This window comes from Alteromonas sp. NFXS44, assembly GCF_040148705.1.
Taxonomy (GTDB): Bacteria; Pseudomonadota; Gammaproteobacteria; order Enterobacterales; family Alteromonadaceae; genus Alteromonas.
Window position 1 is genome coordinate 1020186 of the sequence record NZ_JAGDEA010000012.1, and the last position, 16408, is coordinate 1036593.

Sequence of the window (16408 nt, forward strand, 5' to 3'; positions counted from 1 at the left end):
CGTCAGTCTTTACCGCCGGAATGTAGAAAATTTACACCTTTTAAAGCATAACCGGTTTGATAAAACGCATACCCCGGCAAAATAGCGCCTTTTGAACTTTGCAGTCCGGGATATACTCTAACGCCTGTGATAATGCAGCTTTAGTTTCAACGGCAATTTTACGCAGTTGATAGCGTCTGAAAGATGATCGTTTTGCATCGTTTCTACGAATACCATTATCATTGTACGACCGTTTTTTAGGGTAGGCATCCATCAATACTGTTTTCCGGCTTTTGCAAGAGAGCCTTTCTATCACGGGGCTTTAATGCACACTTTCCATCTGCACCACAGGAAAAGGAAATTCGCCCGGTTATGATTCACCGTTTTACTGTTAACGCCTGGCAGCGTTTTGTGCTGTCCTGCGCCCTTGTGTTACCTGCGTTTTGCACCTTCGCCATTGATGTGGATATTGAAGGCGTAAAAGACGGGAAACTGGAAGACAATATCCGTTTACACCTTAACAGTCTGGATATCAGCAAAGATGTGTTGTCAGACCCGTTCTGGCAGGATGAGCTGGGCGCGACCGTATCAACAGCGGTTGAGCCTTTCGGCTATTACAACAGCACGACAACCGTAGAAGTATCCGGCGATGATGTGATCCTTCATGTAAATCTGGACACGCCGCTGACAGTAACCAATGTTACCCGTGAGATCATCGGTACCGGCCGTGAAGATAAAGATTTCCGTGACCGCTTTAATGCCTTTTCGCTGAAAAAAGGCGATGTACTGAATCAGCCGGTATACGAAAACTTTAAATCGTCCATGTTTAACTACGCGTTGTCCCACGGTTATTTTGACTTTAACTGGCAGGCAACGCGGCTCGACCTGGTCAGGGAAGAAAGAGCAGCCAATATTCTGCTTATCGCACAGAGCGGCCCCCGCTATAAGTTTGGTGAAGTAAAGCTGATTGGCGATCAGAAATCTGAAGCCATACTCAACCGGTTAAAGCCTTTTGAATCCGGCGATTATTACTCGTCGGCAAAGCTGACAGAATTTAACCGCCGTTTGAACCAGTCGGGTTACTTCTCCCGTGTTATTGCCCGTCCGGTGGTCAGCGAAGCGGTGGTTCTGACCGTGCCCGTTGAGATTACTCTGGTACACAAGCCCAGGGATACCTTTAACGTGGGCCTTGGTGCAGCTACAGATACAGGTGCCCGGTTGCGGCTAAAATGGGAACGACCATGGATCAACACCCGCGGGCATTCGGTTTCCTCTGAGCTGTTTTTATCTTCACCGGAGCAGTCGTTTACGGTGGACTACCGTATTCCAATGCAAGACATCACCAATGACTACCTCAGTATTGAAGGCGGTTACCAGTTTATTGACTACAGCAATACCAATACCGAGGCTGAAACCCTCACCGTTGCCGCGCACCGTTACTGGCAGGAAGCCAATTCCCCCTGGCAGCAGGACGGCTCGCTGACTTACCTGCGGGAAAATTATACCCAGGGTACGAGTGTGGAACAGACAACCCAGTTGGTAATGCCGGGGTACGCCATACGTTATCTGGATCGTAACGACCCGCTGAATATCACCAAAGGCACCTACCTCCAGGCGTTTTTCCAGTTTGGCCGTGACAACGCCGGTTCTGACATCAATATCACTAAAACCGTTTTGGAAGGCGGCATGATCCGTACACTCAATAAACACTGGCTGATGCTGAGAGCAGAAGGCGGTGCCATTGAGACCAATGACTTTTACCGTGTACCTGCATCACTGCGGTTTTTCGCCGGGGGTGATCAGAGTATCCGGGGCTTCGCTTACCGTGATATATCACCGAAAAAGAATGTTTATATTGACCCGGAGACTGGTGAAGAAGTTGTTGACGTCATTATCGACCCGGAAACCGGAGAGGAACTTACCGACGTGTCGGTGGGCGGCCGCTACCTGGTGACGGCCAGTGTTGAATACGCCTACCGTGTAGCCGAAAACTGGCGTGCTGCGGTCTTCACTGACGCCGGTACGGCAACCAACGACTTTGACGAAGGCCTGGCTTATGGCTTTGGTGTGGGTTTTCACTGGTTATCGCCTATCGGACCAGTACGGGTTTATGGTGCCAGAGGCCTGTCTGAATACGAAAACAGCTGGCGGCTTCACTTTATTCTGGGGCCGGAACTATGAGCAGACGGAAGTTCACTTTCTGGTTTTTTACCACTCTGCTGCTGATTGTACTGGTTGCAGGCCTTATCATCAGTCCGTTAGGTACGCCTGTGATCCGCTATATTGCGAACAAGGCTGTCGACGGATTACATATCGAAAATATCAACGGAACGGTACTCAGTGACTTCTCTGTAGAAGGCGTAAGCTGGCAGAACGAACAGTGGTCGGTAAACGTTAAACGGGCTGAAATCAATGTGGTTTTAGGCTGTCTCATCACATCCAAAGTGTGTATCGACTATCTGAATGTTGATGGCACCCGTGTTGAGCAACTCTCCGAAGCACCGGCTGAGGATGAGCCGGAGCCGGAACCGGAAAGTACAGAACCGATCGAAATTCCGGTTCCGGTGAAAATCAATGCATTAGGTATTACGGATGTGTCGGTTAAGTTGCTGGCTGGTCACATCACTCTGCAGTCTTTGTCACTGGAAGGTCAGGCCTTTAAAGAGGTGACGCTGTCACCGGTAAATATTGAAGGACTTATTGTCGCACTGCCAGAAAGTACAGAGAAAGCAGCAGATAAGGCCGGTGACGACAAACCGGTGAGTTATGCACTGAGCTATAAAGCGCCGGAACTGCCTGAAATCGTTATCCCCATCCCGGTCACCGTGGAAAACTTCACCCTGCGTAACACACAGTTAAAGCAGGGCGACGCGGTGACTCAGGAAATGGCGCTGCTGAGTTTCAGTGCTCTTACACTGGAATCAAGCGACATCGCACTGGATAAGCTCCACGTGGAACATACGCTGGCCAAACTCGGTGCGGATGCAAAGGTGACCTTGTCCGGAGATTACCCTCTGTCTTTAGCAGCCAGTGCTGATGTTAATGCGGCCGGTGTGGAGGAGCAGGTCAACGTGTCTGCCGACGGCTCCCTGAAAGCTTTAGCACTGGATGTTGATGCCAGCGGAACATATTCAGCCAGCGTGACCGGTAACGCCAGCATTCTGGATGATACGCTGCCCCTTGAACTCTCTGTTAGCTGGCCGGAGCAACCTGTACCTGACGTTAAGGACACCAGATTGTGGGAAGGTGCGCTGGATCTCACAGGTACCATGGGCAACTACCATTTTACCGCCAAAACCGGTGCAAGCTTGCCGGATATCGGCGATATTCCCGTTGATGCCGATGTGGTACTCAACAGCAACAACATCACAGTGAATGCCCTGACAGTGGATATCCTCGAAGGGAAAATTACCAATACCGGCACACTGTTTTTAAATGAATCTGTCAGCTGGTCGGGAAAAACCAGACTTAACGGTATTTCAGCGCGCAGCTTGTCGCCCTATGCACCATCGCAAATTGAAGGCGGACTAACCAGTCTGATGCAGCTCACCGACAAGGGCGTTGAAGTCAGCGTTACCGATCTTGCAGTGGACGGCATCAGGGACGGTAGTGAGCTGAACGTGACAGGATCACTGGTGTACTCTCAGGCCAGCGATTTAATTGTTACCAACTTAGGTGTTGTACAGGAAAAAAACCGGGTTCACGTTGCCGCGCAAGTATTTAACCAGCGTTATATTAATGCAGATATCGACCTGGACGTAGATGCCACTGAGCAGCTTTATCCTGACGTATCCGGTCAGATAAAAGGTCGTATCAAAGCCAAAGGTGAATGGAGCGATCCGGTGGCGGAAGGTGACATCACACTCACCGGCGTAAAAGTATCGCCGGTACTGAGTGCGCTGGCCGCTGAACAGGGGAAAATGAACGGTAATCTGGGGATCAGCGGCTCGTTATCAGCACACAATTTTAATGTGGATCTCACCTTGCCTGATCATCATCTGAAACTGGAAATGGACGGCGCGTGGAAAGATGAACGCTACACCGCCGACATCACGAATAGCCAGCTGGGTTTGCTGACAACACGGTGGCAGTTAAATCAGCCTTTCCGGGTTGCAGTGCGGCCAGAACCTTTCAGCATGAAAATATCTGAGAATTGTTGGGAGTCCCGTGAGAACGGTGAGCTTTGCATCGAAGATGTGCTGTTCAAAGATGAACGGACAAAATGGATTGTCAAAGCGAACGGTCTGCCACTCGGGTTGTGGGCCCATGAGCTGCTGCCCGACACATTTACAGCCAGTTCTGATGCGAAGCTGTCGGTAAATACAACCGGTGAATTTGGCAAGAATGCGCCAATGACAGCGAATTTTGATCTGGCAGTCACTCCGTCTGTCTGGACAATGGGGCCTGAACAGCAACTGAAGCTGAACCTTGATGAAGTCTCCGCCAAAGGCCGGTATGAAGATGATTTGCTTACCTCCACACTGAACATTCTCAGCGAACAGCTGGGGGCGGTAAACGCCGACATGAAAGTCAGACCCGTTGAAGAAAACATTCCGCTGGAAGGAACGGTGAATATCGACAAGATCCGTATCGCACCGTTCAAACCCATGTCAAAAGCGATACGGGAACTGGAAGGCGCACTGAACGGCCAGCTGGCAATTAAAGGCACGGCAAGCTCACCGTCGCTCACCGGCAGCGTGAAGCTGACAAACGGCAATGTGGATATTGAAGACATGCCGGTAAAAATAGGCGACTGGGAACAGACTATCGAATTCGTCAACCGCAGTGCCACCTTTAACGGCGCGTTTTTGCTCGGTGAAGGAAAAGGGACGTTGTCCGGCGATGTTAGCTGGGAAGATGAGCTTACCGCTAATGTGAACCTTAAAGGCAAACGCTTCCAGATTAACCAGCGTGATATCCGCATGCAGGTGTCGCCTGACATTACAGCCAGTATCAAACCCGGTAATGTAAAGGTGACCGGCAATGTGAACCTGCCCTGGGCCAGAGTAAAAATTGAAGAATTGCCTGCCAGTGCGGTTTCGCCATCCAAAGACGTGCATTTACGGGGTGAACCGCCGGTTGAAGACCCGCTGGATATTATTGATGCCACTGTCATGGTAAACATCGACAAAGATAAAACCGGCGAAGTAAAGCTGGATGCTTTCGGGCTGACAGCTAACCTTTACGGCGGCATTGAAGTCAGAACCCATCCTGCACTGGTGGGATACGGCGATTTGCAGATCCTTGACGGACGCTACCAGGCCTATGGTCAGGACTTGGTTATCCAGACCGGTGAAGTGCAGTTTAACGGCCCGTTGGATCAACCCATGCTGCTGGTCGAAGCTATCCGCGACCCGGACAAAACAGAAGATGGTGTGGTTGCCGGGATCCGCATTGACGGCGCGGCTGACAGCCCGAATATAAACTTATTCTCTGAGCCGGCAATGAACCAGAGTAACAGTCTGTCATACCTGTTAACCGGCTCCGGCCCGGGGTCATCCAGTTCTTCTTCGCCAGACTACAACGCCTTGCTGCTGGGCTTCGGTTTATCCAATACGGAGAAGCTGCAAGGCAAAGTGGGCAGTGCGCTGGGGATTGAAGATTTCAGCGTCGGCACCACATCAAGTGCAGGGGGCGGCGCAACGAAATTATCGTTGAATGGCCGCATAAACGATCGTCTTACTGTGCAATATAATGTTGACGTGGGCCTGAGCGGAGACAACAGCAGTACGCAAACACTAAGACGACGTCAGGAGCCACCCGACCTGGCACTGCGTTATCGTCTGTTACCTAAGCTGTTTGTAGAAGGTGTGCAGACAACCATTGAAGAACAAACGGAATTTGCTATCGATTTTTATTATGAGTTCTTTCTGGGCGGCCCGCAGGAAGCAGAGAAAAAAGCTGATGATGAGGCTGACGAGGAGTAATCATGCAATCTGTACCGTTTTCTATTCTTGATCTGGCGCACATCGGTGAAGGCCAGACCGCAGCCGATGCCTTTGAAAAAAGCAAAGCCATTGCGGCAGAAGCAGAAACACAAGGCTACCAGCGCCTCTGGCTGGCAGAACACCACGGCATGCGGGGCGTAGCCAGTGCAGCAACAGCGGTATTACTGGCGGCTATCGGTAATGCCACCCGCGATATCCGTATAGGTTCCGGCGGCATTATGTTGCCCAATCACTCACCGCTGGTCATTGCCGAACAGTTCGGTACACTGGCGACACTGTTTCCGGGCCGGATTGATTTAGGCCTTGGCCGTGCACCGGGTACAGACATGGCGACTGCCATGGCGCTTCGCAGAAATATGCACGCCAGCGTGGATGACTATCCCGCCGATGTGCAGGCTCTGCAGGCGTATTTGTCTGATGACAAAGGTGGCAAGGGAGTTATCGCCATGCCGGGCGCAGGCACCCGTGTACCACTGTGGCTGCTGGGCTCCAGCCTTTACTCAGCAAAACTTGCCGGTCAGCTCGGTTTACCCTATTCATTTGCCTCCCATTTTGCACCGGAAATGTTGCAGGATGCCATAAGCGTTTACCGCGCCAGCTTCAGACCCTCTGAACAACTGGAGAAACCTTTTGTATCCGCCGGTGTGATGGCTGTAGTCGCTGATGATGAAGACGAGGCTGCCCGGCTGTTTACGTCGGTCCAGTTGCAATTTGCTAACCTGAGAAAGCAGGCCAACAAACCCATGCCGGCTCCTGTGGATCATATTGAAGCCGTATTGTCTGAATACGAAATCGCGGCCATCAATAACACCCTACGCTTTGCCATTACCGGCACGCCGCAGCAGGCTGAGCGCCAGATTGCACAGTTTATTGAGGCTACCGGCGTAGATGAGATGATTTTCTCATTCCCGGTCACCGATACCGGAAAATGCTTACAGGCAATCCGTCATGTTGGCAGCCTGACGTCAGTGATGACGAAGCAGGACTGGGCTGCCTGAACAACGCTTCAGGACTGGTTTTTAATCAAAGCCAGTTCCTGTAGCCTGGCTCTGAAGCGGCGTTCACGGCGCTGTCCCCACAGGTAACAGTGCAAAGAAAACACCACTCCCAACCCCAGAGCCCCGTAGAACCGCATTGAAGAAAAGTCCGGTTGAGCTGCTTTTTCACCGGTCACCAGTTCCCATCCCAGTATGCCGGCCAGATACAAAACAGCAACCCAGCAGGAATGCTTCGTTAACTTGGCAATTTTCACATTGTTGGCTATCTGACGGTAAAGCACATCCACATACGCCTGCGTGTTCACGGCAGTACTGAAAGCTGCATGCCGGCGCAGCCAGAGCAGGTATCCCACCAGCGGAATAGTGATGATAAGCAATCCCCAGATCACAGTACGGGAGAAAGACGACAGCTCATCTGCCATGATGTGCAACATGAGTATGAGCGGTACCGGGCTTAACAGATCGATCAGAATGTACAGCCGCTGCTTGCGACGCTGACCGGTGAGTTCACGCCTTAGCTTGTCGATGTCTATGGTCTGCACGCCCTGCGTCTGCCACAGGGCTGCCAGTTCATCCGTATTATTCGTCATGATTTAACCTCCTCACCACTTCTTCTTTTGTGCGTTTCAGCAGCACACCGGCGTGGCTGGTTGTGATCCCGCAAACATCTGCAATTTCCCCGTAGGACAGCCCTTCAAGGGATAAAGTCAGCACCTGACGCCCCGGCAAAGGAAGGGTACGTACCACTGAGAGCAGCGCTTGTAATTGCTTGTCCTGTGCGGTGGCGTCTTCGGGATTTAGCAATGCAGATACGCCGTGTTCAGTGTTTTCATCCAGTTCATCAGAGCGGGGAAGCCGGGCATTAGAGGCAACATGCGTGACCGCACGGTTATGGGCTATCTTCAGAATGTAAGTTTTCAGGCTGCTCTTGTGTTCAAAGCGCTGCAGTCCCTGCCACACGGCAACAGCAATCTCCTGCAGCAATTCCTGACGCAGTGCTTCATTTGCCTCGTAACCGGCGGCGACACGACTCAGCAATCCGTTGTACTGTTTTAATATACTGGCGAAATCTTCAGCCAAAATGGGTTCCCGTTCATACATAAATTCCCTGTTTCCAATGCCATAGTCGCGGGACTAAGAAAAAAATTACAGTTATTTGTAATTTTTTTTATTCCGCCAGGACTACCTGATCAACACGCCGCCATTGCGGTTAAAAATAACCCTGATTACCCGGAGACAACCATGACCATTACCGCTGTGATAATTATCCTGAGTGTGCTGTCGGTTTCCCTGACTGTATGCTTTCTAGATGCCCGCTATAACCTGAAATTGGTCGCGTGGATGAACGGAGAGGTCACCAACCCGTTTATGCAGGCTTCGTTCAGTGAAAAAGTCTCAGCAAAAAAACGGGATGATACAGAAATGGCAGCCCTGAAAGCCCGTATCGCAGCCCTTGAAGCCATTGTGACAGAGCCTGCCTACGAGTTGAATCAGAAACTCAACCGGCTGTAACTGTACTTACTTTGAAAGGAAAGCAGACAACCGTCCGGCAGCAATATTCACCAGTCTTTGCCGCGCCTCTTTTGCCACCCAGGCAGAATGGGGAGTGATAAGCAGATTAGGCAGACCGGTATTTAACAGGGGATGATCTGCCGGGGGCGGCTCTGTCGACAGGCCGTCAAGCCCGGCGCCGGCAATGTCCCCGTTTTTCAGCGCCTGTAACAACGCGGTTTCATCAATCAGCGCGCCTCTGGCGGTATTAATAAGAAAAGCCGACGGCTTCATTTTACTCAGGCGCTGCGCATTGATGAGATGGTGGGAATCCTCTGTCAGTAAACAGTGCAGCGACACCACATCAGCATCAGGTAACAAGCTGTCCAGCGACGGTCTGTCGTCATCCGGCTTACCCGGTCTGGCAGCAACCGTGACACGCATACCCATCGCTTTTGCCATTTCAGCAAAACGCTGACCAAGTTCGCCATAGCCCACAATCACCAGATGTTTGCCCGCCAGCTCCATGACCGGATGATCCAGCAAACAAAAGTGTGGCCCTGCAGACCACTTGCCGGCGTTAACATCGCGGGCGTAAGGGGCAAACGAGGTAGACAAATTTAACAGCAGCATCAGTGCATGCTGGGCGACGGCGTCAGTGCCGTAACCTTCCACATTGGCAACCTCGATACCGTGCTGCCCGCACCAGTCTTTATCAATATTATTGGTACCGGTTGCCAGAACACCTATGTACTTACATTGCTTTGCATGACGCAACACTTCAGCGTCCAGCACCACTTTATTTACCAGAATGATATCAGCATCGTGCACTCTCTCTTTGCGCTCATCCGCTGTTGTGGTGGCATACTGTGTCAATGACACAGGCAGGTCAGTCAGGCAGGAAATATCAAGTTCTTCCGGCTTCAGCGTATCAGCATCCAGCAACACGGCCTTCATTCAGAATTCCTCCCTGATGGATTCCAGAGCGTCTTTGATATCAGCGGGAACAGGCACGGCATGATCGGTCTGCCGTTCAACATAAACATGGACAAACTGTCCGTGTGCCACGCGGCGCTTTGCATCGCCGGCATACACAGACAGCCCGTAAGTCACTGAACTGCGACCAACTTTAACCACCCGCAGTCCAACAAAAATACTTTCAGGGTAGGAAGCAGGAGAAATGTACTGACACTGGGAACTCACCACATAGGCGACGATATCCCGCGAGGCATGCGGACAACGCTCTTTGAGAAAACGGCTCACACCGGTATCAAAGAAGCTGTAAAACGCCACATTGTTGATATGGCCATTTTCATCGTTGTCCTGTAACCGTGTGGTTAACTCTACATGCCACGGGTAGTCACTTAATCCCGGTGTAAAATCCGTCATCCGTTCACTCCTTCTGCTTCGCAGCTAAACCACCAACGGGCTTATGTGCGTCTAGGGCAACAACACCAGGTCGTCGCGGTGGACAATCACCTCTCCATAGTCATAACCGAGAATATGGCGGATTTGATTGCTTTTCTGCCCTTTTATCTGGGCCAGATCTTTGGCGTCGTAAAGTGCCAGACCTTTCGCCAGCGCTTTCCCGTCGCAATGCAGCTCCACTGCATCTCCGGCAACAAATTTACCTGAAATGCCGGTGACACCGGAAGGCAGCAAAGAAGCGCCCCGGTCTGTGATAGCCCGGCGGGCACCCGCGTCAATGTCGATAACACCGCGGGTTTTTAACGTATGGGTTAACCATAAGGATCGGGCGGTCTGACTGGACTGCCTTGCAGTAAACAATGTTCCCGGGCACTGGCCTTTGAGCAATGCATCAAACACTTTGCCATCACGGCCGTTGACGATGAGCGTTTGAATACCACTATGGGTACATTTATCCGCTGCCTCAATTTTCGTCCGCATTCCGCCGGTGCCCATGGACGTTCCCGCTCCGCCGGCTAATGCATAGATGTCCGGAGTAATTGAATCAACAACTGGGATCAGAGTAGCCGAGGCATCTTTGCGGGGATCGGCGGTGTACAAACCGTCGATGTCCGAGCACATGATCAGGGTATCAGCCTGTGCCACCAGCGCAGTATATGCACCAAGATTGTCGTTATCGCCGACTTTAAGTTCGGCCACCGCCACGGTGTCATTTTCATTCACAATAGGCAGCGCTTCATGTTTAAGCAGTTCGCGCAGGGTGTTTTTAATATTGACGTACCGGGTACGGTCACGAAGGTCATCCGCAGTCACCAGGATCTGGGCACATGGGCAGTCGAAAAAACGCTGCCAGTTCGCCATCATCTGCATCTGTCCGATCGCGGCCATGGCCTGTTTCTCGGCAATAGAAGCAGGATGGTTGATGGTTACCCGTCCACGTCCGGCAGCAATACTGCCTGATGACACGACAATCACTTCTTTTCCTGCAGCACGGCTTTCGGTAATGAACCGCGCCAGGGGCAGTAAATACTTAGCACTGACATGTAAACCATCAGGTGCAATTAACGCGCTGCCGACCTTTACGACGGCACGCTGCCAGGTGAAATTACTCATGAAGATAACTGATAAACAAAGAGAGTTTGAGAATACTGCAAACCCATTCAGAAAAAAACGCATATCCGCGCTTTCCCAAAGAACAATTTGTCACACCGCAGTTTATTCTGATCTGAAACCCGCTGCCGTATGCCTCAGTTTGCGGTGAGACCGGAGCTATCTACGGCTAAAAACTGGCATCTGCGGGGGAAAACTCATTAAAATAGACGTTTGGACTTTAATGTCTTAAATAAGAAGGAAATTGAATGAGCACGCGACAAAAGCGACTGCTTTGGCTGGCTCCTGCACTGGGTTTACTGGTTCAGGCTCCGTTTGCCTCTGCAGCGATAAAACAAACAAAGGGCGACTTCGAAGATAAATTCAGACAACTCGACGAAGTACTTCCTACCCCTAACGTATACAGAAACGCCGCCGGTGAAGCTGGTCATCAGTACTGGCAGCAGCAAGTCGATTACGTCATCAATGCAAAACTCGACGAAGAAAAACGCCGCATTGATGCTTTTGAAAAGATTTCTTATCACAACAATTCACCTGACACGCTGAAGTATCTTTGGATCCAGCTTGATCAGAACAAATTCCGTGATGATTCCATGTCAGCCCTCACCACCACCTTCGGCGGTATCGGTAACCGTGGTCCGGCGACTCAGTCTGCCAGCGGCGACAGCCCGGCCAAACTGAGTATGGACGCACTGCGTCGTCAGCAATTCGTTGACGACCACGAACTGGGCTATCAAATTAAAGCCGTTGAAAGTGCCGGCAAAGCGCTGCATCACGTGATTGTAGGTACGCTGATGCGTGTAGACCTGGCAACACCGCTGAAACCGGGTAAGACAGTCGATTTCACCATCGAATTCGGTTACAACATCGTTGAAGAAGACGCAGTCTCTGCCCGTTCCGGTTATGAGCACTTCCCTGATGACGAGCGCGAAGGCGGCAACGACATCTTCCTGCTGGCACAGTGGTTCCCCCGTCTGGCGGCTTACACTGACTACGAAGCCTGGACGAATAAAGAATTTATCGGCCGCGGTGAATTTACCCTGGAATTCGGTAACTACGATGTGTCTATGACCGTACCGGCTGACCACATTGTTTCCTCTACCGGTGTGCTGCAGAACCCGAAAGACGTACTTACCAGTACTCAGCGTAAGCGTCTGGAAGAAGCGAAAACCGCTGACCGCCCGGTCTTCATCGTAACCGCCGAAGAAGCGCTGGAAAACGAGAAAGAAGGCACAGGCAAAACCAAAACCTGGCATTTCAAAGCTGACAACGTGCGTGACTTTGCGTGGGCATCTTCACGTAAATTCATGTGGGATGCCAAAGGCGTAGAGCAGGACGGCCCGCAGAAACACGTTATGGCCATGTCTTTCTATCCGAAAGAAGGTGGCGACCTGTGGAAGAAATATTCTACTGAGTCAGTGGTGCATACACTGGACGTATATAACCGTTTCACCTTCAGCTACCCGTACCCTACAGCCCAGTCTGTTAACGGCCCTGTCGGCGGTATGGAATACCCGATGATTTCCTTCAACGGCCCGCGTACTGAGTTACAGGACGATGGTTCACGTACTTACTCGCTGTCCGAAAAGCGCTTCCTCATCGGTGTGGTAATCCACGAAGTGGGTCACAACTACTTCCCGATGATTGTTAACTCTGACGAACGTCAGTGGACCTGGATGGATGAAGGTCTGAACAGCTTCCTGGACGGCGTTGCCGGCCGCGAGTGGGATCCGAACATTCCATGGGGCGTTGAACCCCGCGATGTTACCGGCTACATGAAGTCTTCATCTCAGGTACCCATCATGACCCAGTCTGACTCGGTCCTGCATCTGGGTCCGAATGCTTACACCAAGCCGGCAGTTGCCCTGAACATTTTGCGCGAAACCATTCTTGGCCGCGAGCTGTTTGATTTTGCCTTTAAAGAGTATGCACAGCGCTGGATGTTTAAACGTCCTACGCCGTCTGACTTCTTCCGGACAATGGAAGAAGCTTCCGGTGTCGATCTCGATTGGTTCTTCCGTGGCTGGTTCTATACTACCGATCACGTCGATATTTCACTGGACCGTGTTTACAAGCTGCGTCTGGACACGAAAGATCCTGACATCGACCTGGCCCGTCAGCGTGAAGCTGAAATGGATAAGCCTCTGTCTCTGACCGACGAGCGCAACCGTAAAGAAGGCCGCAAGCTGTGGGTTGAGCGTTTCGACGACATCAAAGATTTCTACGATGACAACGATCAGTACACGCCAACCAACAAAGACCGCAACAAGTACCGCGAATTCCTGAACAAACTGGAACCGTGGGAACGTGAAACCTTTGAGCGTGCTGTACGTGAAGACAAAAACTACTACGTGATGGACTTCAGTAACCTGGGCGGACTGGTTATGCCAATCCTGCTGGAAATGGAGTTTGCAGACGGTACCAAACAGTCAATGCGTATTCCTGCTGAAATCTGGCGTCGTACACCCAAAGCCGTCTCTAAGCTGGTCGTGACCGACAAAGATAAAGAGCTGGTAAGTGTTACTGTGGATCCCCGCTGGGAAACTGCTGACGTAGATGTGGAAAACAACTACTACCCGCGCCGCATTATTCCTTCACGTATCGAAGCGTATAAGGCGAAGAAGAGCGAAGCCCGTACCTCAATGGATCTAATGCAGGACAGCAAAGCTGAACTGAAAACAGATGACGGAGAGGGTGATGACAACTAAGTCTCACCGCATGATTCAGTGGAGCCTCGCGGCTCTGCTGATGATGGTTTGTCAGACAGTCTCTGCTCATCAGATTAAAGCGGCAATCACCACGGTTCTGTTCAATCCGAGAACAGAAAATATTGAGGTGATGCACCGGTTTAATCTGCATGATGCGGAACATGCTGTAAAAGCACTGTTCGATAAGCGTGCAGATATTCTGGATGACAAAACCACTCAGCAGGCTTTCACTGATTACGTGATGGCCCGCTTTGCATTACTGAATGCAGATGGCGAAATTCTGGGGCTGAAAACCGTAGGTTATGAAGTGGATGGTAAGTTTTTCTGGGTTTACCAGGAGACCGAACAACCACCTTCGCTGGAAGGCCTCAGTATCCGCCACGATGCACTCAGAGACTTGTGGCCGGCACAAATTAATACACTTAACGTGGAAGGACAGGGCGATGTAAAAACCCTGACATTCCGTGATAACGTGGAATTACTCAGTGTGGAGTTCGCTAACAGCTCTGCGCGCCACCACTAAAGTCTTATATCTTCGCATTGACCCGCTTGCCCGTATTGCATCATAGTTAACCACACTGTTTTCGCGTTACGGGTAAGTGTTATGTCTGAAACGACTCCTCAAACCAACAGCTTCACTGACAAAAAGAATATTATGTGGGTGTTGCTATCCGGCGCTATGGCCATTCTTTTCGTTGCACTGTTATTTATTCCGGGCGCTACCAGCCCCGACAGCACCCTTTCAATTTATGCCGCCATGCTATGGTGCGGTATTTTCTCCGCTACGGTTTTCCGTTACCTGGGCAAAAGCGGCTGGACCGGATTTGCAGCAGGCAGTGCAGCCGGATTCTGTATTCAGCTCCTTTCTGCATTCGTGACACTATGAGCGATGAGCCGGACGGCAAACCCGTCCCTTCTGGCAGACTGTCGCGGGTAATAGGTCTGGGTTCTCTGGCTGGCCGCATAGCCGGCAATATGGTGACCAGTGGTGCCGGACAAATACTGAAAGGGCAGCGGCCTGCCATGGCTGACTTATTGCTGACGCCGGCAAACATCACCCGCATAGCCGACAAACTGGCCACCATGCGCGGTGCCGCCATGAAAGTAGGGCAACTTATTTCCATGGACGGGGGAGATTTTCTTCCTGAAGAACTGTCCGCAATCCTTGCCCGTCTGCGGGAAGATGCCAGTCCGATGCCCAAAGCCCAGCTTACTGAAGTGCTGAGCAATGCACTGGGTGAAAACTGGCAGGACAACATGCTGTATTTTTCTTTTGCCCCTGTCGCCGCCGCGTCAATCGGTCAAGTCCATAAAGCCATCACCCCCGACGGCACAATGCTGGCGTTAAAAGTCCAGTACCCTGGCGTACGTGAAAGCATCGACAGTGATGTTGATAACGTGGCCACACTGGTTCGCGTGAGTGGCCTCATCCCTAAAACGTTGGATATTGCGCCGGTGCTGGAAGAAGCGAAGCAGCAACTTAAACAGGAAGCCGACTACCTGCGGGAAGCGTATATGCTGGACACCTACCGTTCCCGTTTGCAGGATGATGATGCGTTTATTGTACCCCGCAGCTACCCCTCGCTGTGTACTGAAAATATCCTTGCCATGTCTTTTGAAAAAGGGGATGACATAGAGTCGGTACTGCAACTGGAACAAGACCTGCGCAACGGGGTCATGAGCGCACTGATGCGGTTGTTTTTCAGAGAAGTCTTCGATTTTAAACTGATACAGAGCGACCCGAATCTGGCGAATTACCGCTATGACCCCGTTTCCGGAAAAATTATTCTGCTGGATTTCGGTGCCACCAGAGAAATTGCACCGGCCATGGCTGAAGGATACCGTTCGCTACTGCGCGCGGCGGCAACCAATCATGCTGACGCCATGCTCAGTGCGGCGTTGTCTATAGGACTTGTCACCGGGGAGCATACCACTCAGCAGCAGACCAAAGTCGTTGAACTCGGCATGACTGCCTGCGAAGCGATACATGTTGACGGCAGCTATGATTTTGGTAAAAGTGACCTGATAATGCGGTTACACAATATGGGCACCGCACTGACGTACCGGGAAAACTTCTGGCATGTGCCGCCAGCAGATGCCCTGTTCATTCACCGTAAACTAGGCGGTTTATTCCTGCTGGCAAGACGGTTAAAAGTACAGATGAATTTGAGCCAGATTGCTGCTCCCTGGATTCAGTAGGGCAATGCCATAGTGAATGGTAATGCCACAGAATGTGACGCTTTCGGCGGATTGCCAATCATTTCATCGTAGGGGGTGTCATGCTTCATCACCGATTTTTCTACATGACAATGAGCGAACAACTCACGGATCTGTCCGGCGCTGTAAAAACGCATGGGCTTGTCTTCGCTATCGTAAACCAGTCCGGAACGCTGGCCGATGCAAATAAGTACCAGATATACGTTCATTTCGAATGACTGCACTTCAAGGTAATCAATTACTACAGGGTCGTTTTCGATATCGCGAAAGTAGAATTTGTTCATCGCTGCTCTCCGTTAACCTGTCTGAAGTGTACAAATACCATTCAGAAAGGACTACTTTTACAGACGGAATTCCCATTAAGATGTTGTAATGAAGCGCTCCGTTTTTTCGCATTTTTTCTGGTTATGGCAAAGATAATGCGATCAAAATCAGGCTTTTCTGTGTAGAAAAGTGTTAGAAAAGAGGAATTTGCTATTAGTACGGAACAAATTGATCCATTGATCCTCAAAACAGAGAACACATCTCT

14 protein-coding genes are annotated in these 16408 nt (G+C 51.0%); 8 read left to right on the forward strand and 6 right to left on the reverse strand.

Annotated elements, in window-relative coordinates; all coding sequences use genetic code 11:
- Positions 1-351: 351 nt before the first annotated feature.
- Genes J3369_RS21430 through J3369_RS21440 form a run of 3 tightly spaced genes read left to right on the forward strand, consistent with a single transcriptional unit; the run spans position 352 to position 6925 of the window.
- The gene (locus tag J3369_RS21430; RefSeq protein ID WP_349590848.1) at positions 352-2160 is read left to right on the forward strand and encodes an autotransporter assembly complex protein TamA; all 1809 of its coding nucleotides are present in this window, start codon (positions 352-354) and stop codon (positions 2158-2160) included.
- Positions 2157-5906, forward strand: a complete 3750-nt coding sequence (locus J3369_RS21435; RefSeq protein ID WP_349590851.1) for a translocation/assembly module TamB domain-containing protein — start codon at positions 2157-2159, stop codon at positions 5904-5906. The genes J3369_RS21430 and J3369_RS21435 overlap by 4 nt, the downstream gene beginning before the upstream one ends.
- On the forward strand, positions 5906-6925 hold the full coding sequence (locus J3369_RS21440; RefSeq protein ID WP_502877497.1) for an LLM class flavin-dependent oxidoreductase: 1020 nt from the start codon (positions 5906-5908) through the stop codon (positions 6923-6925). The genes J3369_RS21435 and J3369_RS21440 overlap by 1 nt, the downstream gene beginning before the upstream one ends.
- Positions 6926-6933: 8 nt before the next feature.
- Here J3369_RS21440 and J3369_RS21445 read toward each other — a convergent pair whose 3' ends face one another.
- Together J3369_RS21445 and J3369_RS21450 are read right to left on the reverse strand one after the other, a co-directional pair.
- Positions 6934-7515, reverse strand: a complete 582-nt coding sequence (locus J3369_RS21445) for a hypothetical protein (RefSeq protein WP_349590857.1) — start codon at positions 7513-7515, stop codon at positions 6934-6936.
- Positions 7505-8005 (reverse strand): RNA polymerase sigma factor, encoded by a 501-nt coding sequence (locus J3369_RS21450; RefSeq protein WP_349590860.1) that lies wholly within the window; start codon positions 8003-8005, stop codon positions 7505-7507. Before J3369_RS21450 ends, J3369_RS21445 begins: the two co-directional genes overlap by 11 nt.
- Positions 8006-8167: 162 nt before the next feature.
- On the opposite strand from J3369_RS21450, the gene J3369_RS21455 reads away from it, so the two are divergent.
- Positions 8168-8437, forward strand: a complete 270-nt coding sequence (locus J3369_RS21455) for a hypothetical protein (RefSeq protein ID WP_349590862.1) — start codon at positions 8168-8170, stop codon at positions 8435-8437.
- A 6-nt stretch (positions 8438-8443) separates the two neighbouring features.
- On the opposite strand, the gene J3369_RS21460 is transcribed toward J3369_RS21455, so the two are convergent.
- From J3369_RS21460 to proB, 3 genes are read right to left on the reverse strand one after another with little or no spacing between them, the layout of a single operon-like run.
- A complete protein-coding gene (locus J3369_RS21460; RefSeq protein WP_349590865.1) occupies positions 8444-9373 on the reverse strand; it encodes a D-2-hydroxyacid dehydrogenase in 930 nt (309 codons plus the stop codon).
- Positions 9374-9805 carry an acyl-CoA thioesterase gene (locus tag J3369_RS21465; RefSeq protein ID WP_349590867.1) on the reverse strand — a complete coding sequence of 144 codons (432 nt, stop codon included), beginning with the start codon at positions 9803-9805 and terminating at the stop codon, positions 9374-9376. It abuts the gene before it with no gap.
- Between the two features lie 51 nt (positions 9806-9856).
- The gene (gene proB, locus J3369_RS21470; RefSeq protein ID WP_349590869.1) at positions 9857-10957 is read right to left on the reverse strand and encodes a glutamate 5-kinase; all 1101 of its coding nucleotides are present in this window, start codon (positions 10955-10957) and stop codon (positions 9857-9859) included.
- Between the two features lie 245 nt (positions 10958-11202).
- Here proB and J3369_RS21475 point away from each other — a divergent pair, with 245 nt between their 5' ends.
- From J3369_RS21475 to J3369_RS21490, 4 genes are all read left to right on the forward strand, one after another.
- Positions 11203-13662: a M1 family metallopeptidase gene (locus J3369_RS21475; RefSeq protein ID WP_349590871.1), complete on the forward strand. Its 2460-nt coding sequence runs from the start codon at positions 11203-11205 to the stop codon at positions 13660-13662.
- 10 nt (positions 13663-13672) lie between these two features.
- The gene (locus tag J3369_RS21480) at positions 13673-14185 is read left to right on the forward strand and encodes a DUF6702 family protein (protein ID WP_349591119.1); all 513 of its coding nucleotides are present in this window, start codon (positions 13673-13675) and stop codon (positions 14183-14185) included.
- A gap of 81 nt (positions 14186-14266) precedes the next feature.
- Positions 14267-14548 carry a hypothetical protein gene (locus J3369_RS21485; protein WP_349590874.1) on the forward strand — a complete coding sequence of 94 codons (282 nt, stop codon included), beginning with the start codon at positions 14267-14269 and terminating at the stop codon, positions 14546-14548.
- Positions 14545-15861 (forward strand): ABC1 kinase family protein, encoded by a 1317-nt coding sequence (locus J3369_RS21490; RefSeq protein ID WP_349590876.1) that lies wholly within the window; start codon positions 14545-14547, stop codon positions 15859-15861. The genes J3369_RS21485 and J3369_RS21490 overlap by 4 nt, the downstream gene beginning before the upstream one ends.
- Here J3369_RS21490 and J3369_RS21495 read toward each other — a convergent pair.
- Positions 15855-16163: a DUF6482 family protein gene (locus J3369_RS21495; protein WP_349590879.1), complete on the reverse strand. Its 309-nt coding sequence runs from the start codon at positions 16161-16163 to the stop codon at positions 15855-15857. The two genes, J3369_RS21490 and J3369_RS21495, sit on opposite strands and share 7 nt — an antisense overlap.
- Positions 16164-16408: the final 245 nt, after the last annotated feature.

Excerpts from the sequence above, each read along its gene's own strand:
- J3369_RS21430 (WP_349590848.1), top strand. The coding sequence starts at position 352 with ATGATTCACCGTTTTACTGTTAACGCCTGGCAGCGTTTTGTGCTGTCC.
- J3369_RS21435 (WP_349590851.1), top strand. The coding sequence starts at position 2,157 with ATGAGCAGACGGAAGTTCACTTTCTGGTTTTTTACCACTCTGCTGCTG.
- J3369_RS21445 (WP_349590857.1), bottom strand. The coding sequence starts at position 7,515 with ATGACGAATAATACGGATGAACTGGCAGCCCTGTGGCAGACGCAGGGC.
- J3369_RS21455 (WP_349590862.1), top strand. The coding sequence starts at position 8,168 with ATGACCATTACCGCTGTGATAATTATCCTGAGTGTGCTGTCGGTTTCC.
- J3369_RS21460 (WP_349590865.1), bottom strand. The coding sequence starts at position 9,373 with ATGAAGGCCGTGTTGCTGGATGCTGATACGCTGAAGCCGGAAGAACTT.
- J3369_RS21465 (WP_349590867.1), bottom strand. The coding sequence starts at position 9,805 with ATGACGGATTTTACACCGGGATTAAGTGACTACCCGTGGCATGTAGAG.
- proB (WP_349590869.1), bottom strand. The coding sequence starts at position 10,957 with ATGAGTAATTTCACCTGGCAGCGTGCCGTCGTAAAGGTCGGCAGCGCG.
- J3369_RS21475 (WP_349590871.1), top strand. The coding sequence starts at position 11,203 with ATGAGCACGCGACAAAAGCGACTGCTTTGGCTGGCTCCTGCACTGGGT.
- J3369_RS21480 (WP_349591119.1), top strand. The coding sequence starts at position 13,673 with ATGATTCAGTGGAGCCTCGCGGCTCTGCTGATGATGGTTTGTCAGACA.
- J3369_RS21485 (WP_349590874.1), top strand. The coding sequence starts at position 14,267 with ATGTCTGAAACGACTCCTCAAACCAACAGCTTCACTGACAAAAAGAAT.
- J3369_RS21490 (WP_349590876.1), top strand. The coding sequence starts at position 14,545 with ATGAGCGATGAGCCGGACGGCAAACCCGTCCCTTCTGGCAGACTGTCG.
- J3369_RS21495 (WP_349590879.1), bottom strand. The coding sequence starts at position 16,163 with ATGAACAAATTCTACTTTCGCGATATCGAAAACGACCCTGTAGTAATT.